The sequence below is a fragment of the Stenotrophomonas sp. 71799_Sma genome (genome assembly GCF_056482505.1).
This window is the reverse complement of record NZ_CM151202.1, coordinates 157,340-176,547: the sequence shown is the minus strand read 5'-3', so window position 1 is coordinate 176,547 and position 19,208 is coordinate 157,340. Positions and strand designations below refer to the sequence as shown.

General features: G+C 60.3%; 20 protein-coding genes and 1 pseudogene. 10 read left to right on the top strand and 11 right to left on the bottom strand.

Going from position 1 to position 19,208, the window contains the following annotated elements; genetic code table 11:
* Positions 1 to 20 precede the first annotated feature (20 nt).
* From ACZK4Z_RS00745 to ACZK4Z_RS00730, 4 genes are read left to right on the top strand one after another with little or no spacing between them, the layout of a single operon-like run.
* On the top strand, positions 21 to 512 hold the full coding sequence (locus tag ACZK4Z_RS00745) for an arsenate reductase ArsC (RefSeq protein ID WP_478451118.1): 492 nt from the start codon (positions 21 to 23) through the stop codon (positions 510 to 512).
* Between the two features lie 20 nt (positions 513 to 532).
* Positions 533 to 1,591, top strand: coding sequence for an ACR3 family arsenite efflux transporter (arsB, locus tag ACZK4Z_RS00740; protein WP_478451116.1), 1,059 nt, complete (start codon positions 533 to 535; stop codon positions 1,589 to 1,591).
* A gap of 3 nt (positions 1,592 to 1,594) precedes the next feature.
* The gene (gene trxB, locus ACZK4Z_RS00735; protein ID WP_478451114.1) at positions 1,595 to 2,581 is read left to right on the top strand and encodes a thioredoxin-disulfide reductase; all 987 of its coding nucleotides are present in this window, start codon (positions 1,595 to 1,597) and stop codon (positions 2,579 to 2,581) included.
* Positions 2,582 to 2,605: 24 nt separating this feature from the next.
* Positions 2,606 to 3,691, top strand: coding sequence for an ArsO family NAD(P)H-dependent flavin-containing monooxygenase (locus ACZK4Z_RS00730; protein WP_478451113.1), 1,086 nt, complete (start codon positions 2,606 to 2,608; stop codon positions 3,689 to 3,691).
* Here ACZK4Z_RS00730 and ACZK4Z_RS00725 read toward each other — a convergent pair.
* The 3 genes from ACZK4Z_RS00725 to ACZK4Z_RS00715 form a co-directional block, all read right to left on the bottom strand.
* Positions 3,670 to 4,185: an arsenate reductase ArsC gene (locus tag ACZK4Z_RS00725; RefSeq protein WP_478451111.1), complete on the bottom strand. Its 516-nt coding sequence runs from the start codon at positions 4,183 to 4,185 to the stop codon at positions 3,670 to 3,672. The genes ACZK4Z_RS00730 and ACZK4Z_RS00725 overlap by 22 nt on opposite strands.
* 106 nt (positions 4,186 to 4,291) lie before the next feature.
* Positions 4,292 to 5,770, bottom strand: a complete 1,479-nt coding sequence (locus tag ACZK4Z_RS00720) for a SulP family inorganic anion transporter (protein ID WP_478451109.1) — start codon at positions 5,768 to 5,770, stop codon at positions 4,292 to 4,294.
* Between the two features lie 504 nt (positions 5,771 to 6,274).
* The gene (locus ACZK4Z_RS00715) at positions 6,275 to 6,568 is read right to left on the bottom strand and encodes an ArsR/SmtB family transcription factor (RefSeq protein ID WP_049441866.1); all 294 of its coding nucleotides are present in this window, start codon (positions 6,566 to 6,568) and stop codon (positions 6,275 to 6,277) included.
* Positions 6,569 to 6,739: 171 nt separating this feature from the next.
* Between ACZK4Z_RS00715 and ACZK4Z_RS00710 the strand changes: the two genes are divergently transcribed.
* From ACZK4Z_RS00710 to ACZK4Z_RS00690, 5 genes are read left to right on the top strand one after another with little or no spacing between them, the layout of a single operon-like run.
* Positions 6,740 to 7,681 carry an MBL fold metallo-hydrolase gene (locus tag ACZK4Z_RS00710; protein WP_478451107.1) on the top strand — a complete coding sequence of 314 codons (942 nt, stop codon included), beginning with the start codon at positions 6,740 to 6,742 and terminating at the stop codon, positions 7,679 to 7,681.
* Complete coding sequence (locus ACZK4Z_RS00705; protein ID WP_313207944.1) at positions 7,678 to 8,118, top strand: YeeE/YedE family protein; 441 nt, start codon at positions 7,678 to 7,680, stop codon at positions 8,116 to 8,118. Before ACZK4Z_RS00710 ends, ACZK4Z_RS00705 begins: the two co-directional genes overlap by 4 nt.
* A complete protein-coding gene (locus ACZK4Z_RS00700; protein WP_331600874.1) occupies positions 8,115 to 8,546 on the top strand; it encodes a YeeE/YedE family protein in 432 nt (143 codons plus the stop codon). Before ACZK4Z_RS00705 ends, ACZK4Z_RS00700 begins: the two co-directional genes overlap by 4 nt.
* Complete coding sequence (locus ACZK4Z_RS00695; protein ID WP_201119154.1) at positions 8,543 to 8,980, top strand: protein tyrosine phosphatase family protein; 438 nt, start codon at positions 8,543 to 8,545, stop codon at positions 8,978 to 8,980. The genes ACZK4Z_RS00700 and ACZK4Z_RS00695 overlap by 4 nt, the downstream gene beginning before the upstream one ends.
* A gap of 18 nt (positions 8,981 to 8,998) precedes the next feature.
* Positions 8,999 to 9,760, top strand: a complete 762-nt coding sequence (locus ACZK4Z_RS00690; RefSeq protein WP_478451572.1) for a sulfite exporter TauE/SafE family protein — start codon at positions 8,999 to 9,001, stop codon at positions 9,758 to 9,760.
* Between the two features lie 72 nt (positions 9,761 to 9,832).
* Here ACZK4Z_RS00690 and ACZK4Z_RS00685 read toward each other — a convergent pair whose 3' ends face one another.
* The 3 genes from ACZK4Z_RS00685 to ACZK4Z_RS00675 form a co-directional block, all read right to left on the bottom strand.
* Positions 9,833 to 11,104 (bottom strand): DUF2254 domain-containing protein, encoded by a 1,272-nt coding sequence (locus ACZK4Z_RS00685; protein WP_478451105.1) that lies wholly within the window; start codon positions 11,102 to 11,104, stop codon positions 9,833 to 9,835.
* Positions 11,105 to 11,227: 123 nt separating this feature from the next.
* The gene (locus ACZK4Z_RS00680) at positions 11,228 to 13,207 is read right to left on the bottom strand and encodes a BCCT family transporter (protein ID WP_478451104.1); all 1,980 of its coding nucleotides are present in this window, start codon (positions 13,205 to 13,207) and stop codon (positions 11,228 to 11,230) included.
* Between the two features lie 51 nt (positions 13,208 to 13,258).
* Entirely contained in the window at positions 13,259 to 14,356 is a 1,098-nt protein-coding gene (locus ACZK4Z_RS00675) for a hypothetical protein (protein ID WP_478451103.1), read from the bottom strand.
* A gap of 298 nt (positions 14,357 to 14,654) precedes the next feature.
* Between ACZK4Z_RS00675 and ACZK4Z_RS00670 the strand changes: the two genes are divergently transcribed.
* Positions 14,655 to 15,023, top strand: a complete 369-nt coding sequence (locus ACZK4Z_RS00670; protein ID WP_075675701.1) for an H-NS histone family protein — start codon at positions 14,655 to 14,657, stop codon at positions 15,021 to 15,023.
* 674 nt (positions 15,024 to 15,697) lie between these two features.
* On the opposite strand, the gene ACZK4Z_RS00665 is transcribed toward ACZK4Z_RS00670, so the two are convergent.
* The 5 genes and pseudogenes from ACZK4Z_RS00665 to ACZK4Z_RS00645 all read right to left on the bottom strand — a co-directional run.
* Positions 15,698 to 16,927, bottom strand: a complete 1,230-nt coding sequence (locus ACZK4Z_RS00665; RefSeq protein WP_197652617.1) for a hypothetical protein — start codon at positions 16,925 to 16,927, stop codon at positions 15,698 to 15,700.
* A 112-nt stretch (positions 16,928 to 17,039) separates the two neighbouring features.
* On the bottom strand, positions 17,040 to 17,921 hold the full coding sequence (locus ACZK4Z_RS00660; protein WP_231114001.1) for an ATP-binding protein: 882 nt from the start codon (positions 17,919 to 17,921) through the stop codon (positions 17,040 to 17,042).
* Positions 17,922 to 18,058: 137 nt separating this feature from the next.
* The gene (locus ACZK4Z_RS00655; protein ID WP_478451101.1) at positions 18,059 to 18,286 is read right to left on the bottom strand and encodes a hypothetical protein; all 228 of its coding nucleotides are present in this window, start codon (positions 18,284 to 18,286) and stop codon (positions 18,059 to 18,061) included.
* A gap of 12 nt (positions 18,287 to 18,298) precedes the next feature.
* On the bottom strand, positions 18,299 to 18,553 hold the full coding sequence (locus ACZK4Z_RS00650) for a hypothetical protein (protein WP_478451573.1): 255 nt from the start codon (positions 18,551 to 18,553) through the stop codon (positions 18,299 to 18,301).
* A 216-nt stretch (positions 18,554 to 18,769) separates the two neighbouring features.
* Positions 18,770 to 19,162 (bottom strand): annotated as a pseudogene (locus tag ACZK4Z_RS00645) (ATP-binding protein); the annotation flags it as partial.
* Between the last annotated feature and the right edge of the window lie 46 nt (positions 19,163 to 19,208).

The following is a 19,208-nucleotide window of genomic DNA, read 5'->3' as shown; positions in this document are numbered from 1 at the left end:
TTACCCCAGAGATCGCCAAAATGACCCGTCGTGTTCTGTTCCTTTGTACCGGCAATTCCGCGCGCAGCGTGTTGGCCGAATCGACCCTGAAAAAGTGGGGCGAAGGCCGCTATCAGTCCTTCAGTGCAGGCAGCCAGCCGGCCGGTCGGGTCAATCCGTTCGCCATTGCCCAATTGCAGCGCGAGGGCTTCCCGGTGGAGGGCCTGCGCAGCAAGTCCTGGGACGAATTTGCCGAAGCGGATGCTGCTGCCATGGATCTGATTGTCACCGTGTGCGACAGCGCGGCCGCCGAGGCGTGCCCGGTCGTGTTTGGCGATTTCGTGCGCGTGCACTGGGGCCTGTTCGACCCGGCCGGTGTGGAAGGCTCGGATGCACAGAAGGCTGAAGCGTTCGACCGGGCGCATCAGATCATCAAGGCCCGGCTAAAGGCCTTCCTGGAGGTTCCTGACGGGGCATGGGATGACCGTCCGTCTCTCAAGGCCCAGCTTGATCCGATTGCGCAGATCCACTGACCGACTTCCCGGAAAACCCCATGACCACTGACACCTCCCGCCTGTCGTTTCTGGACCGGTACCTGACGCTGTGGATCTTCGCCGCCATGGCGCTCGGCGTCGGCCTGGGCGCGGTGTTCGAAGGCGTGCCCAGCGCGTTGAACAGCCTTTCCGTAGGGTCGACCAACATCCCGATCGCCATTGGCCTGATCCTGATGATGTACCCGCCGCTGGCCAAGGTGAAGTACGAGGAACTGCCCACCGTTTTTGCCGACAAGCGCGTGCTGATGCTCTCGCTGCTGCAGAACTGGATCGTGGGCCCGTTCCTGATGTTCGGCCTGGCGGTGCTGTTCCTGCGCGACTACCCCGAGTATATGACCGGCCTGATCCTGATCGGCCTGGCGCGCTGCATCGCCATGGTGCTGGTGTGGAACCAGCTCGCCCGCGGCGACGGCCAGTACGTGGCCGGCCTGGTGGCATTCAACTCGATCTTCCAGATCGCGCTGTTCAGCGTCTACGCGTGGTTCTTCCTTTCCTGGTTGCCGCCGTTGTTCGGACTGCAGGGCAGCGTCATCGATGTCAGCGTCTGGACCATCGCCGAGGCGGTTCTGATCTACCTGGGCATCCCGTTCCTGGCCGGCTTCCTCACCAGTCGATGGCTGAAGGCGCGCAAGGGCGTGCAGTGGTATGAAGAGAAGTTCCTGCCTGCCATCAGCCCGATAACGCTCGCCGCACTACTGTTCACCATCGTGGCGATGTTTAGCCTGAAAGGCGGTGACGTGCTGCGGATTCCCATGGACGCGGTGCGCATCGCGATCCCGCTGACGTTGTACTTCATCATCCAGTTCGTCATCAGCTTCTTCATGGGCAAGCTGATCGCCAAGGACTATCCACGCACCACTGCGATCGCGTTCACCGCGGCAGGCAACAACTTCGAACTGGCCATCGCGGTAGCCATCGCGGCCTTCGGCCTGGCCTCGCCGGTCGCCTTCGCCGCCGTCATCGGCCCGCTGGTGGAAGTGCCGGTACTGATCCTGCTGGTCCATGTCGCCCTGCGGCTGGGCAAGCGCTACTTTCCTGCCGATGCACGGAGCCGCTGAGCCATGAGCACCACCCGACACATTCCATTGCTGATCCTTGGTTCCGGCCCGGCCGGCTGGACCGCCGCTGTCTATGCAGCCCGCGCCAACCTGAAGCCGGTCGTCATCACCGGCCTGCAGCAGGGTGGCCAGCTGATGACCACCACCGAGGTGGACAACTGGCCGGGCGACGCCCATGGACTGATGGGCCCGGACCTGATGGCGCGCATGCAGGCGCACGCCGAGCGCTTCGAGACCGAGGTCATCTTCGACCACATCCATACCGCGGACCTGTCGCAGCGCCCGTTCAAGCTGATCGGCGACAGTCACGAATACACCTGCGACGCCCTGATCATCTCTACCGGCGCGACCGCCAAGTACCTGGGCATCCCAACCGAAGACGAGTTCAAGGGCCGCGGCGTCTCCGCCTGCGCCACCTGCGACGGCTTCTTCTACCGTGACCAGGACGTGGTCGTGGTCGGCGGCGGCAACACCGCCGTGGAAGAAGCGCTGTACCTGTCCAACATCGCCCGCAAGGTCTACCTGGTCCACCGCCGCGACACCCTGAAGGCGGAAAAGATCATGCAGGACAAGCTGTTCGCCAAGGTGGAAGCCGGTAAGATCGAAACCGTCTGGCACCACCAGGTGGAGGAAGTGCTGGGCAACGAGGCCGGCGTGACCGGCGTGCGCGTGAAGTCGACCCTGGACGGCAGCACCCGCGACATCGATGCCCACGGCTTCTTCGTGGCCATCGGCCACCACCCGAACACCCAGCTGTTCGACGGCCAGCTGGCGATGAACAACGGTTACCTGGAAATCCGCTCGGGCCTGGGCGGCAACGCCACCCAGACCTCGGTGGAAGGCGTGTTCGCCGCCGGCGACGTGGCCGACCAGCACTACCGCCAGGCGATCACCTCGGCCGGCTTCGGCTGCATGGCCGCACTGGACGCAGAGCGCTATCTGGATGCACTCAAGATCTCCGATCAACAGCAGCACAAGAACGCCGCCTGAGTGCATCGGTGTGAGGAAGTCCAGATGGACAACGTCGATGTGGTGGTGATCGGAGGTGGCCAGGCGGGCCTTTCGGCAGGTTACTTCCTGCGTCGCAGCGGGTTGTCCCATGTGATTCTTGATGCCGAGACGTCTCCTGGCGGGGCCTGGCAGCATGCTTGGAAATCTCTGCATCTGTTCTCGCCGGCAAGCTGGAGCTCGATTCCTGGTTGGCCGATGCCCGCCACCCGGGAACCGTACCCTTCGCAGGCGGAAGTGCTCGATTACCTCACGTGCTACGAGCACAAATATGCACTGCCCGTCATCCGTCCCGTGCAGGTGGAACGCGTCAGTCGTTCGGGAACCCGGCTGCTGGTGGAAGCAGATGACGGCCGACAGTGGCATACGCGTGCAGTGATAAGCGCCACAGGTACCTGGCGGCATCCCTACAAGCCCGACTATGAAGGCATGGACGCATTCGGCGGCGTGCAGCTGCACTCGGCCCACTACAGCCATCCTGGATCCTTTGCCGGAATGCGCGTGGCGATCATCGGCAGCGGCAATTCAGGGGCACAGATTCTGGCCGAGGTATCAAAGGTGGCCGACACCACCTGGATCACCCAGGGCAAGCCAGCCTTCCTGGCCGACGATGTAGACGGGCGCGTTCTGTTCGCACGCGCAACCGAGAAGTGGAGGGCTCAGCAGGAAGGACGCGAGCCGGATCTTCCGCAGGGTGGTTTAGGCGACATCGTCATGGTGCCGCCGGTGGTGGACGCACGGCGCCGCGGTGTACTGGTCTCCATGACGCCACCTGTCCGTTTCATCACCACCGGCATGCAGTGGGCAGATGGCAGCGAACGCAACTTCGACGCGGTGATCTGGTGCACCGGCTTCCGGCCGGCCTTGTCCCACCTGGAAGGACTGGGCTTGGTCAACGCCCAGGGTCGTATCGACGTGGATGACACCCAGGTCCGTTCGGTCGCAGCGCCATCGGTCTGGTTGCTTGGGTATGGTGACTGGAATGGGGCGGCGTCGGCCACGCTGATCGGAGTGACCCGATACGCGCGCGAGGCAGTAAGGCAGATCAGCGACTGCGTCGGGGCTGATTCTCAGCCGCCGTCTGGCCCCTGAGCCTCGGCGCCATTGCCCAGCGCCCGCACCTGCGTTTCCAGGGTCATGCGGTCCAGCGCTTCAGGCCTGAGTGCCAACAGCAGTCCGAGACGGTGCTGGAGCTGGTGAAGCGTGCTCAGGAAAGCCTTGTAGACCTGCTCCACACTGCCTTGCACTGCGGCGGGGTCGGGAATACCCCAGTGGGCCGTATTCGGGTGACCTGGCCACACTGGACATGCTTCGCCCGCAGCGCGATCGCACACGGTCACGATGAGATCCATCTGCGGTGCTCCTGGATCCGCGAATGCCTCCCACGGCTTGCTCGACAGCCCGGCAGTGTCGAAGCCAATCTCCGAGAGCACCTGCAGTACTACTGGATGAACTACGCCCTTGGGATGACTGCCGGCACTATAAGCGCGGATACGTTCGCGCCCTAAATGGTTGGCTAGTGCCTCGGCAAGAATGCTGCGCGCCGAGTTGCCTGTGCAGAGGAACAGAACATTCAGGGTAGGCACATATCGCAACCATTTATCTAGAATAATCGAAGCATTACCTTCCCATATGTCAGTTCGATGACTGCCGGAAAGGACGCGGGCACCTTTCGGTGCCCGCTTCGCTCATTCAATGACCCGACGACAGCGCGGCGCCTGGCGTACGGTGCTTTCCCAGGCGATCAACCAAGGTCTCACTTGCATCGTTGAGACCGAACACTTCAACGGTCGCGCCGTGCTCGCGCAGCTTCATCACTACCCTGTCGAGCGCATCAACGGCGGTCAGGTCCCAGAAGTGGGCGTCCTTCAGATCGATTTTGACGTTCTTGGGGAGATCCAGATAGTTGAAGCTGCTCACGAACTGTCCGGCAGACGCAAAGAACACCTGCCCCCTCACAACGTAGACGCGCGAGTCGATGTCGACCTGGGTGTCGTCGATGCTCAGCATCTTTCCGACCTTGCGGGTGAAGAACACGGCCGACAGGACCACGCCTGTCAACACGCCCTTGGCAAGGTCGTGGGTAGCCACGGTCACGATGACCGTCCCAACCATCACAATTGAAGAGCTCTTGGGATGAACGGCCAGCTCGCGCAGAGAGCGCCAGCTGAAGGTTCCGATGCTGACCATGATCATCACCGCGACCAGTGCGGCCATTGGAATCTGACTCACCAGGTTTGCCCCATAAACAACGAGGAGGAGCAGAACCACGCCGGCCACCAGGCAGGAGAGACGGCCTCGGCCACCGGAAGTGATGTTGATCACCGACTGGCCGATCATTGCACAGCCTGCCATGCCCCCAAAGAAGCCCGTTACGGTGTTAGCCAAGCCTTGGCCCGCACATTCGCGATTCTTCTGGCTCGGGGTATCGGTCATGTCTTCGACGATCTGCGCGGTCATCAGCGATTCCAACAAGCCAACGACCGCCAAAGTCGCCGAAACCGGCAGCAGGATCTGGAGTGTTTCCCAGGTGAATGGCACGTCCGGAATCAGGAACGACGGCAGGCTGTCAGGCAGCGCCCCCATGTCGCCTACGGTGCGTACCTGGAAGCCGAAATACATGGAAGCGGCCGTAAGAACCACGATCGCCACCAATGCCGAAGGAACGGCTTTGGTCAGCAGCGGCAGCAGGTAGATGATTGCCAGACCCACAGCACAGATCGCATACACCATCCACGGCATGCCGATGAGCTCGGGAAGCTGCGCCATGAAAATGAGAATCGCCAGTGCATTCACAAATCCGGTCACCACCGAGCGCGACACAAAGCGCATCAGCGAGCCCAACCGCAGGGCGCCGGCCAGCATCTGCAGCACGCCGGCCAGGATGGTGGCGGCAAACAGATACTGGATGCCGTGCTCGCGCACCAGCGTAACCATCACCAACGCCATGGCGCCGGTCGCAGCCGAGATCATGCCAGGGCGGCCACCGGCGATGGCGGTGATGACGGCGATGCAGAACGAGGCATACAAACCTACCTTTGGGTCGACGCCGGCGATGATGGAAAACGCGATTGCCTCAGGAATCAGGGCTAGCGCAACGACGATGCCCGACAGCAGGTCACCACGGATGTTACCGAGCCATTGCTGGCGCAGGGGATAAATTGCAGACATAGGAAATGATCTCCGCGCACAGCCGTGCGCGCCAAACTAAAGAAACAGGCACCCTTCCAGACCTAAGTGTCTGGATCGCTTCTTCAATCAAGCGTCAGGGTGGAGTCATCGCTAGCCGATCCGTTAGGTATTTGACGGTCTATTGTAGGCCGGCATAGCGCCTGAGGGGAAATCCGGCATTGCGGTCGCCTCGGTGCATTCTCAAGGGTAGCCCCAGATCCCAAGATCATTTCGCAGGCGAGGTCGACAAGCTGGTAGGCAGTTGATCAGACTGAATTGAGCTCTGACCGAATCGCCAAAGAACAGGTGGACATTCGCCACGGGTCCTATGTCCCGCTATCGGCCATAAGCAGACATCCACCCCATCCCTGATAAACATCCCTAGGCCGCAGCAGACCTCGAGCCTGCTGCGGTCAATTGGTTTTGGGGCAGACTACGCCAATGGCCTAAATTCCCCTAGGTCAGTGAGTCTAGCTCGTCCCTTCTAGGATGCCTTAGGCCACTTCAAGTTGATGCATCGTCCGCACAGAAAATCCCATGCATCGCGCCCAGCAGTGCTGCAACGCGCGGGTCTGCCATGCGGTAGATGATCGACCGCGATTCCCGCCGGGTCGCTACAAGCTTTCGTTGGCGGAGTTCGGCCAGTTGCTGGGAGAGCGCCGGCTGTCGAATGCCAGTTGCGTCCTCAAGTCCGCCCACCGTCATTTCACCTTGCGCGAGCTGGCATAGCAGCAACAGGCGCGAGGGGGTGGCCATGAAGCGCAGCAACTCGGCCACTTCGGGCACGCGCTCCTTCATCCTGGCTAGGTCAGACGGGCTGAATGGGGGGCTGGTCACAGGCAATGGCAACTTGGGCGGCTGAGGTGATGCGAACACCATGGGTAACCCGTTCAATCTAGCATGTTTCAATAGTTGCACATATTACGTAACTATGTAATTCTCAGGCTACGAAGCCTCCTGGAGCCAGTCATGATCCCATCCGTAGAGACAGACGCCCCCCTGGAGCAGGCTGTGCGCCTAGTCAGCGATGCGCGTGCCGGCCTGCTTCCCTCGCCTTCCGTGAAGACGTTCTTTGATCCTGCTACGTTCACTGCCAGCCACGTCGTACGCGATCCAACTTCTTCAGCGTGCGCCGTCATCGACAGCGTCCTGGACTTCGACATGGCCGCAGGCCGCACGTCCACTTCCTCCGCATCGGCGTTGGTGGACTACGTGCGTGCCGAGCGCCTGCAGGTGCAATGGTTGCTGGAAACCCACGCGCATGCCGACCACCTGTCCGCGGCTCCATGGCTGCAGGAGCAGGTGGGAGGCGCGCTGGCTATTGGCGAACACATCACCGCAGTCCAAGAAACCTTCGGCAAGGTCTTCAATGCCGGTACTGCATTCAAGCGGGATGGCAGCCAGTTCGATCGCCTGTTCGCCGACGGTGCCTTCTTCCGAATCGGTAATCTGCAGGCTATGTCGCTGCACGTGCCAGGCCACACTCCCGCTTGTCTGGCGTACGTGATCGGCGACGCCGTGTTTCCTGGAGATACGCTGTTCATGCCGGACTACGGCACCGCCCGATGCGACTTTCCAGGTGGTTCGGCTCGCCAATTGTATCGCTCGATCCAGCGCCTGCTGTCCCTACCCGACGCCACCCGCGTATTCCTGTGCCATGACTACAAAGCCACCGGCCGGGACCATTTCGCATGGGAAACAACCATCGGTGCCGAAAGGACAACAAACATGCATGTGCACGAGGGCGTGAGCGAAGCCATGTTTGTGGAACTGCGGGAGGCTCGTGATGCCACGCTTCCGATGCCACGGCTGATCCTGCCGTCAGTGCAGGTCAACATGTGCGCCGGCCATCTGCCCGAACCCGAGGACAACGGCGTGCGCTACCTCAAGCTGCCGGTGGACCTGCTATGACGCTCTCTCATTTGGCCTGGTATTGGCCGCTCGCTGGCGGTGCCATGATCGGTACAGCGGCCGGTGCCTATCTAGTCCTTCTCGGCCGCGTTGCCGGCATCTCGGGTCTGCTTGCCAAGACACTGGGCATGCCGGGTGACGGCGGACGCGGGAGTGCAGCCCTGTTCATGGCAGGACTTGCCCTGGCGTCAGGCTTGGCATTGGCGGCCAGGCCCATACTATTGCCGGCGCTCTCCGCAAACGGAGCAGTGGTATTGGTGATTGCCGGACTGCTGGTGGGTTACGGAACTCGCCTTGGCGCTGGCTGTACCAGTGGGCACGGTGTCTGCGGCCTGGGCCGGGCATCGCCTCGGTCGGCGATGGCTACCTGCGTGTTCATGCTCATGGGCATGGCCACGGCGACCCTGGTACGGATTGTGGCGGGAGGCACGGCATGACCCGTCTCGCCGCGTTCCTGTGCGGCGCACTCTTCGGACTGGGACTGGTCGTATCCGATATGGCCAACCCAGCCCGCGTGCTTGCTTTCCTTGATGTGAGCGACGCCTGGGACCCTTCTCTGGCGCTGGTCATGCTGGGCGCACTGATCCCATCCAGCGCAGCCTACTTGTGGATACGCGCCCGCAGAACGCCGCTGCTTGCCGCATCGCTGCACATTCCCACCCATCGCATCATCGATCGGCGCCTTGTGATCGGTGCGGCGATATTCGGCCTGGGTTGGGGACTGGCCGGAGTGTGTCCCGGCCCTGCCATCGCGTTGCTGGGAACCGGCCAGCCCTTCGCGATCATCTTCACCACGGCAATGATCGCAGGCGTGATCCTGCATGGCCTCATTCATCGCCCCACTGCAACTACGGGACAACCATGAACCTCAAGCCACTCTCTGCCTACCTCAAGGTATCCGGTCAGCTCCTGCCAGAGGATATTGAAGCTCTGAAGGAGCAGGGCTTTGGGAGCGTGATCTGCAATCGGCCCGACGACGAACAGCCGGAGCAGCCCAGTCACCATGCGCTGCAGGCTGCCTGCCAACAGGCGGGCATGCAATTTGCCTATCTTCCGGTAGTGCCTGGTGTCATTACCGATGATCAGGTGCATACCTTTGCCAAGTTGATCGACGCGCTGCCACGCCCTGTTGCCGCGTATTGCAGAACCGGCACCCGCGCTGCGATGCTTTGGGCGCTGTCGGAAGTCGTTCACAACGGAGCGGCGTTTGCCCACGTCCTGTCTGTTGCCTCGGACGCAGGCTATGACCTTTCCTCCATCGCAACACGGCTGCAGCAAGTTCCGGCGTCCGGCGACTGACATATGGAAACGCTCTCTCTGCTGCAGTGGGTGCTGGGCGGCCTGTCTGGCGTTCTGGTCGGCTTCGTCCTCGGCGTGGTTGGCGGGGGCGGATCCATCCTGGCGGTACCACTGATGCTCTACGTGGTCGGAGTGGAAGATCCGCATGTGGCTATCGGTACCAGCGCCCTGGCAGTGGCGGTCAACGCGGTGTCGAATCTGGTGATACATGCCCGTAGAGGGAATGTTCGTTGGCCCTGTGCCTCGGTCTTCGCCCTGGCGGGGATCGCGGGCGCCTACCTGGGTTCCAGCTTGGGCAAGGCGTTCGACGGCAACAGGCTGTTGGCGCTGTTTGCTGTGGTCATGGTCATTGTCGGCATCGCCATGCTTCGCAGGCGCAACACGCTTGGCTTCGCGGACGCTCGGCTCGGCAGACGCAATGCACCCGCACTGATTGGGCTGGGCGCCACTGCCGGTGGGCTTTCTGGCTTCTTTGGCATTGGCGGAGGTTTCCTCATCGTGCCCGCACTTGTGGCCGCGACGGGAATGCCGATCATTGCCGCAGTCGGAAGCTCGCTCCTCGCCGTCGCCGCATTCGGCATGACCACCGCACTGAACTACGCGCATGCAGGCCTGATCAACTGGAAGCTCGCGGCAGTGTTCGTCGTTGCCGGGATGGCTGGCGGTACTGCAGGAGCAGCAATTTCGACGAAGCTTGCCAGCTATCGTGGAGCTCTGAACACGGTATTTTCAGTACTGATCTTCATTACTGCCGCATACATGCTGTGGAAGGTGAGCTGACCGTATGTGTTCCAGACCACAGCCGAGCACTGATAGCCAGCGCAGCGCTTCAAAGGCATTGATAGGAAGATACTACGAACGTTGGTCCACATCTTCCAGAGTCAAATAAGATACGACGGCTCGAAGCGCCTTGCGATCAGCTTCGAAATCCATGGCCAATAGGCCGCGCTCCAACGCAATGCGGGCATGCGCCTGTGATGCGACTCTTGTCGCTTCATTCGAGGACCCTGCCAACGCTACGAAGGCCTTCTGCAGCCGGATGTTGACCTCCAGCGAGCCGGCGGCATCCCTGGAGATTGGTGTGAATGCATCCTCGAACATGTCGTGGACATCGAGGCACTGCACGTGCACACGCGGATAGAGCACTTCACACGTCGCAGCGTCCCCGGTGTGGCTGGCCCATGCACAGAGCAGCCTGACACAGGTCCCGATGACGTCGATGCAGGTGCCAGGGTCGTTCACCGCAGGTGACATGGCTCGCTGGGCAATTTCCGCAAGCACGACCAGCCCGAACCGTGGGTCATTCTCGATGGAGCGCGCGTCACTGAAGGAGATGGCTGAGATCACTTCACTCTGCACGTCCGGAAGTGGATTTCCCTCGATGGCTATCAAGGGACGGGCCGGAGTTGCGAACGTACCCGGCTGGCAGAGCAGATGAACTCGCAGATCATGTTCTTGTGCAATGCCGTCAATCCGGGCGACGTCCACATGTTCAACGTAGGCAACCTGATCGCCAACCAGCAGTACCGCCCCCTCCCCTACCGGGACCGCACTGGCTCCGCCGAGCCGAGGCTGCTCGGCGCGGCGCTTCATTGCTGCTTTGGTCGCCCGCTCCACCAGATCGATGGTTTCGCCAACGCGGCCAAAGCGTGAGAACTGCTCGATAGCCCGGAGCAACGTCACTGTGATGACGATGATGACCGCGATGGTTGCCCCGAAGAGGACAAGCCGGCCGCTGTCTCCGTAGATGCCGGTGCTGAGCGCGATGAGGCCGACGATCGAGAACAGGAAGGCACCAATGAAGGTGGCCAGCGCACCTTGGGCCCGGGCGTCTTCGATCAGCAGGCGGGCCGCGCGCGGGGTGGCGCTGCTGGATGCGGAGCCGTATGCCGAGACCATGGTGGACAGCGAGAAGGTGGTGACCGTCAGCATTGACGCGGCAAGTATGCCAAGGATGTTGCCGACGGAATCTGCGCCGATCCGTGCGGCAAGGCCAACGGGAATGAGGAACTTCAGGAACGCGCCGGCCAACGCCGTGATGATGCCCAGGGCGCCATACAGGGTCGAACGGAACCACATCCGCTTGGTAACTTTGCTGGCTGCGAGCCTCAGTCGGGTGAGCATGGGCTACTTCCTGGGCAGTTAGACCATCAATAGCACGGTCGGGTGCCGAGGCCACGTCAAAGGCAGGGTCATGCCCGGCCCAAGGCAGATGCCGCCCCTCCGGGCGGCATCTGTGTACGGATTCTACGAGCGCACCTTGTCCAGGAACTGTCGGTGGCGTTCGTATTGATCGAGCACATCGTGGATGAGCTGAACCTTGGTCCACCCCATGACGTCGTAGTCCTGCCCGCCCTCCCGCAGATAGACCTCCGCACGGTAATGACGGGTGCCCTCGCTGACCGGCCGACGGGGATCCTGCAGGGCGAACGTCGGCGGCTCATAGGGCTGGGGCCGTACGGAGTAGAAGAAGTCCATCTCCTCGCCATGGCCAACCTGTAGCCACGCACGACCATCCTCTCCCTTGGAGACCTGGACCGGCAGATCCTGCTTGCGAAGCTCAGCGGCAACCTCTTCCAATGCAGGAATGACGCGCTGCTCGATGAAGCCGGTCACCTCGATCTTCAACGGGTTGTGCGCCAGCAGGCGCAGGCGCGCCCGCCAATCCTCGCTGGTACCCGGTAGGATACGTGCCTCGCGCAGGATCGAGCGCTTGGTGGCATCCAGATGCATGGCCTTCAGCAGTCCCCAGCACATCAGGATCATGACGATCGTAAATGGCAACGCGCTGGCAATGGTGGCAGCCTGCAACGATTCCAGCCCGCCAGCCACCAGCAATGCAATCGCCAGGCCGCCGACCAGCAGCGCCCAGAAGATCCGCTGCCAGACCGGCGATTCCTGCTCACCCTTCGAGGTGAGCATGTCGATTACCAGGGCACCGGAGTCCGCTGAGGTTACGAAGAACAGCGCAACCAGGATGACCGCCAGCGAAGAGGTCAGCATGGTCAGCGGCAGGTGCTCCAGGAACTCGAAGAGCGCCATCGAGCTGTCGGTTGAGACCGCCTGCACCAACTGCTGTATGCCCTCCGCCCGCACCATGTGCAACGCGGTGTTGCCGTAGATGGTCATCCACAGGAATGTGAAGCCAAGCGGTACGAGCAGCACCCCCACCACGAACTCACGGACGGTGCGTCCACGTGAGATGCGCGCGATGAACATGCCAACGAAGGGCGACCACGCAATCCACCAGCCCCAGTAGAACAGCGTCCAGCCACCCAGCCAACCAGTGGGTTCGTAGGCATAAAGGTTGAAGGTCATCGAGAACAGCTGGGAAACGTACATGCCGGTGTTCTGCACCAGCGCCTGCATCAGGTGAACGGTGGGTCCACAGACCAGCACGAAGGCCAGCAGCGCCGCCGCCAGGATCATGTTGAGCTCGGACAACCTGCGTACGCCGCTGTCCAGGCCAGCCACGACCGATCCGGTGGCCACCAGTGTGATGACGGTGATCAAGCCAACCTGGGCGAGCATACTGACCTCCAGGCCGAACAGGTAGTTCAGGCCGGCGTTGATCTGCATGACGCCCAGCCCCAGCGAGGTGGCGAGGCCGAAGATGGTACCCAGCGCGGCAAACGTGTCTACGGCATGTCCCAACGGGCCGTGGATACGGTCGCCGATGAGCGGATACAGCGCGGAGCGGACACGCAGCGGGAGATTGTGTCGGTACGCAAAGTACGCCAGCGACAGCGCCACCACAGCGTAGATCGCCCATGCGTGGATGCCCCAGTGGAAGAAGGTGATGCGCATCGCCTGGCGGGCAGCGGCGGCCGACTCGGGCGAACCAACCGGCGGCGTGGCGTAGTGCATGATGGGCTCGGCAACGCCGAAGAACATCAGACCGATGCCCATGCCGGCAGCGAACAACATGGCGAACCAGGAGCCGTAGCTGTAGTCCGGCGTACTGTGGTCAGGGCCGAGCTTGATGCGGCCGTAACTGCTGATGGCGACGCCGACAACGAAGACCAGGAAGCCGGCTACTGCAAGGATGGTGAACCAACCTGCATCATTGGCAGCCCATGACTTGGCCGCGGTGAACCACCGCGTGGCCATTTCGGGCGCGAAGGCGGCAAGCGCGAGCAGCGCGATGACGATGGCTGCCGTGGGAATGAACACCTGCGGAAGGATCCGCTGGCGAACGGGGGGATGTTGCGGAGCCGTGCTCTGCATGGATACCTCCGTGTTATTGGGTGGAAGAACCTGCGGCTTGCGCGAGGCCGATCAGAAGTAGAAGCCGATATTGAGGTTCAGCCGCGAATGCCAGCTGGAAGGGCCTCCTTCGTCGATGCCGATACCATCACCACCAGCAAACCACATGTTGCGGCCAGCGATCCAGTCGACATAGGTGAGCATGATGCCTTTCTGCAGGCTGCAACCGGTCACGTTCTGCCACGAATCACGAAGGCCCGCGCGGTGCCCGACCGGGCGGGTCATGCTGAGGTTGTTATAGCAGGTGATGTCATCCAGCCAGCCCTTCTGGCCGAACGAATAGGCGATGTTGGCGCTTGGCACATCCGCCTGCGCTGCAACCTGGAAGGGGGATTGGAACGCCGACATTGCGATGCGATCTCTGGGCACGTCATACCGGTACCGCGCCCACTGCAGCTGCGCGGTCCAACCATCGCGCTGCCACTGTGCATGGAGGGCAGCGCCCTGATGACCGTAGTGACGCCGTGTCTGAGTGTTCTGCACCTTGCCAGCAAACGCTGATGCGCCCAGCAACAGTTCGCCGCCGCCCCAGTCGCGCGCGCTCTCCACGCGTGCATGCAGTCGTTGCCGCTCGCGATACGGCAACGCCTCGGTCTGCGCGACATCAAAGGAGTAGCGATCGTAGCGAGCCCCGGACCCGTATTCGTCTCCGGAGAACCAGCCAAGATGCCAGGTTGTGCTGCCGCTGCGGTGAATCACTACAAGGCCCGGATCGTAATCATCCTCGACGCCCAGGTAGTAGCCGGAGCCGAACCAGAAACTCTGCGAAACGGTAGGGAGCAGCCCGAACGGGACTTGCTGGATACCTGCCTTCAGCTGGGTAACATCGGAGAACTGCCAGCCCGCGTACGCGTGATGCACGGCGTCGAAACCATCGTACCAGCGGTACTGGGCAGAGAAGGAAAACGGTCCGGATCCAGCGTCAAGGTCTGCGCGCAGCAGTTCAAGCTGCAGGCGGCTGGTCGGCCCGTAGTCGAGCCAGCCATAGTTGAACCTGACGGCGCCTCCTGGATCAAAGTAAGGATCTCTATGGAGGTTATCCTCAGAAGCATCTGCAGCCAGCGAAGTTCCCGCCAACGCGGCAGCGACAATGAAGGGAATTGATCTCACGGTTATGCGCCTTGCCTCCCTGATCTGCTACGGAAAGCACTTGAGTCTAACGTCGATTCATCCAATGCCTCAAACTGGCGATCTCAAAGAACTCTTGGCGACGCCACAGCAATCACTCACGGCGCGTCTTTAGTCCTCAGGCCCATATGCCACGTGAAAATCATGTGCAGTGAGAGAGTAGCTAACACGATCCACTTTTTAATAGTCGATCCTGTGATTGAGCGACTCATAGTGGATGTGGAGTGACACGCAATGTCATTTGAGAATAGGCTAGGGCCTCGACACCGGGGAAGAATTCATGACTATTGATATCAGCGGCCTTTCTGCCAAGGAACTTCGCTCACTGATTGCTCAGGCGGAGAAGCAGCAGTCCAAAGTGCTGTCACGCCCTAAGGCCACAGCGATGCGCGCCAAGATCAACAAGTACGTCAAGGATCATGGATACACGATAGAGGAACTCTACGGCGCTTCAGTGATCGTGCCCTCCGAAACCGCCAAGAAGCGAGGTGATCGGAGGTCTGCCAAATCGACAGTGCCCAACACCGCCCCCAAGTACCGCAATCCTGCAGTGCGCGGCCAGACGTGGTCCGGTCGAGGGCGGCAACCGCGATGGATAGCCGAGCTGGTAGCAAGCGGAAAATCACTGAATGACTTCCTGATCAAGTAGTGATAGCGGGGCAGCCGTACACCGGTACCGCAGCAAGTCCTGAGAATCATTAGTCATCAGATCGAACAGGATGCTGGTGCGCGGAATGCCCTGCCAGGTAGGCGATCAAAGATTTCAGCTAGTCGCAGTTGATGTGACAGCGGGCGAACAGCAGGCGCTCCCCTTGCCTTTGGAGAGTGCGCTCAGGCAGCAATGATTGCAGTATCCGCTTCTGGCCAGAAGCGGACCTGGATCAGGGCCAATGCGGCCGGGATAGCTTCGGGCCGCTGCGATCCTAGGCAACTCGGTCACTTCACCAGGTTCCAAGAGACGCCGGTGTCGAGCGGTACAGCCTACTAGCGTCACCGAAAGCAAAGGCGTTAGGTCAAAGTTGCGTCGGATCCGAAGGATTAGAGCCCTCATGGCAAACCCTCGCCATGTGAACTCTCGCTAGAATCAGCTAAACCTCCGGGGCGGCAATGGCCAGTAGAAGTCAGCTTCGCCAAGCAATCATTGAAGCTCAGGCTTCGCTACGCTTGGAGGGCCTGCCCATCGGAGATCGAGATGATGACATCTATGCCGCAGCCATTGATGGTTCGCTCCGTAGACCGTTGCGCGATCTGGTCTTGAAGCGTATTCGCGCCGAATTGGGACTGGCTCACGAGACGAATGAAAATTGACAGAGGCCGCGAGGGCTAGGCGACGCTATGTGGTCGCCGGCCACCAGACGGCTGTTTTCGTAAGCGGTTTTCACTTAGCGCCTTCAGCACGTTTCGTGCTCCGAGCATCACCGAGAATCCCACATCCAGCGACACATTGCATCGCTGGCCGATTTGCTTGGCTGCCTGCTGAAGTTTGCGGTGGGATCCCGCTTGGTCTGCATCTCCTTCAACCATCTGTAGCGCAAGATCCATTGCCCTGTTCAAGTGAACTCTTTGACTGTACGGACCTTGCTCTTCGTATCTCAATTTGTACTCCTCGTAGACGTCAAGGTGCATCTCTCTTAGCAACTGCCTATTGAGCCTGAAGCGTCTAAGTACAACTTTCATCTGCGGCACATAGTGGTCTTTCTCGGATGCTTTCAGAACATCTGAAAAGCATTTGGCACATCGCTCGAGCCGCTCCGCATGCCTCCCAACAGGTAGCTTTAACGTTGCATAGCTAAACCAAAGATCCAACAGCGGCTCGGAAGCCGCCGCATCTGGGCTTAGCAAGATGTCGCGTGCTGAGATGGACTGGAGAGCGCAGAGATTGACAATGGCACGAATGGTCGTCCGACCCCTGGTCAAGTTCTTGGTAGCGCGGTAGAATTCCGCCTTGAGAGCGTTAGGATATGCCCGCCTCATCGGATGGCCGTCAACGAGCAGTTTCACGAATCGAACATAGTTTTCGAAGGGAATCTGGGGTTGTGAGGGCGTCGCGCAAAGTTCGATTATGGATGCAAGCTGCTGCTGACCCCATGCCTCGTCGCCAGTAATCGCTGCGGCGGCGCCATCACCGGAAAGCGATTGCTTGCATTTGTGGCATCTTCTGCGCCGCTGGTAGTCTGTTGAGCTCGGCTGGTCCGCGCCACACCTTGAACAGGTGGTTTCGAGCTTGCATTTATGCAGGTCACACTCAGCTTGAATGTCGACGATCCACGATAGCGGCTCATATGAGAGATCATCGTCCCAATCGCGGTAGCACACTGGGCACCAACGGCGGCGCGTTGTGTCTCGGCCTCCTCCGTAGGTTGCCAGTACGTCCTCCAAAACCCAGAATGTGCCGCACTGCAGGTCGTCCTGGGCGGTCAGCATCTTGAGCGTGCTGATACGGTGACTGAAGTCACGGCTGGGACCGCAATACTTGCCCGAGCCCATGACTTGTCCTCTACGCCCACCAGCAATAGCTGGACCGACTATCGACATCATATTGGCCATGGTCACGCCGACTGTCCACGCTTGCCGTAGAACGTAGTGCTCCAAGGATTCAACTCGCGACGTTCCCACACCCTTCAATTGAAGTGGAGGCAAGGACGACCAGGTAAATCGGTGAATGCTAGACTTCACGGCACACCTCCCCATAAGAGGAGGCCCAACTAGACTTGAGCTGTTTCGCTCTGGCTGTGACGCTTCCAGCCTCCATTGCATCCTCGAATTCCTCGATATCTCGCCAAAGGTTGGCAAGATCGTTGTCTGAATAGTAGGAGGCCTCTATGTGACGTTTAAGGATCCGCTCGCTTCCTTCCTGCTTGGCCGCATCCGCAGCTCGCGACAGAAGTTGAGCCACCTCTCCATAGACACCTCCCGTCGCGACCAGTAGATCCGCCGCCATTCGAATCAATAGGTCCTGTTTAGAGAAATTGTGCCTTTCGCTTAGCGACATAAGGAGGCGCAAGAATGGAGCCCGGTCCTCCTTTCTTCTAACGCTATATGGCGGAACCCATATAGACGTCACACTTCGGCGAAGCTCGGATCCGATCGACCAGAGTTGAACTGCCCTGTGGATTCCGCTCATTATCAGCATCGACCCAGCGGACTCTGCTAACGTCATCAAGTGCAATGCATGGTCTGCAGGTGACTTGTCTTTGTGATTCACCAGAAGCGCTGATATTTGATCGATAGCGACATACTTGCAGTCACGCGCAATCATGGACCGCCTTACAGACGACCAACACTCCGCTTCGGTGAGCCTGAGTTGATACCGTCCAAGCTGAAGGTCTCTGTCGCGCACTTCGGCTTGAATGTCCGAAGGGGGAATTGACCGAGGTGATCTGCCCTCCAGCGCCCAAGTCAGAGTCGGCGCGTTAAGCTCTTGCAACAACTCGCGGGCGAGATATCGCGAACTGAAGTATGCTCCGACTGGCAAGCACGCAAACGTCTCGATGGCAGGAACTTTTCCCTTTTCCCACAGGTTTGGATTCCCAAACATCTCACGCATAACGCTCCGACGCATCGTGGTCTTCCCTACACCGGACGGACCGATGACGTAGACCATATGCCCCGGTCTGTGATTGTCTAGGGCTGCCCTCAGTCGATCTCGCGGCCCTCTGTATGCTGAGTGCTGGAGAAGTTCCATCAGAAATCCTCCGCTTTGTCGAGCGCTTCTACACCTTCCTGCCAAGGGCCTATATCTTGGCCCTCGTGACTGGTGGATTCCGCCAGCTCTGCCAGGTGGGAGAGGAGTGCAATCGCAATGATTAATGCAGCCGCGAACCGCCTCCTGGCGTGCAGTTTTCGCGCGAGATCGTCGCGCCGCCGCCTTGCATCGGCGCCCCACCGGAACTGATTTGAGTCGGTAGTCACCATTTCCTTCCCTCAGGTTGGAGATCCCCAGCGCGCCTTCACATGTTCTGATCGCTCAGTGACACTGCCGGCAACCATGCTCATCTCAAAGGCGTCGATGTCCCGCCATAGATTCCTAAGATCCTCACTTCCGTAGTAGGAGATCTCAATGTGTCGCTTGAGAATTCTGTTGCATCCCTCCTGCTTCGCAGCAATATCTGCCCGCCCCAGTAGTTCGACCACCTCAGCGAATACGCCGCCGGTAGCGGCAAGGATCTCGTTGGCCATCCGGATTAGCAGATCATCCTGTGATAGCCCGTAGCGAGTGGCCAATGACTTGAGCAAACGAAGGAACGGCAGTTTGTCATCCCGACGCCTATCACTATATGGAGGCACCCAAACGGTTGTGACTCGGCGTCGCAACTCGGAGTTGACCGACCACAACTGCGTGGCTTTGTGCACCCCAGTCATAACGAACATCACGCCTGTGGCTTCAGCTATCGCCATTAGATGGAGGGTGTGGTCAGCGGGTGACTTGTCCCTGTGGTTGACTAGTAGCGCTGTAACCTGATCGATTGACACATACTTGCAGCTACGCGCTCTCAGGCTTCGCTGCACCATCCCCCAGTACTCGCCTTCTGTCTGCCTTGTTCGCGCTAAGGACGCCCACTCCGATGTTGCTGCGGCGAGCTCGCGTCGTATTCGCAGTTTTGCATCCTCCCCGAGATAGCTTCCGTCCAGTAGCCACGCCAACGTGGGCGCGTGCAACTCTTGGAGAATAGAGACAGCGAGCTGACGCGAACTAAAGTACGCGCCGTGAGGAAGTGTGGCGAATGTCTCGACCAGGGGTATCTGCCCACAATCCCAGCATGCTGGATTGCCAAACATCTCCTGCATTACCGAGCGCCTCATCGTGGTCTTGCCCACGCCCGATGGCCCAATA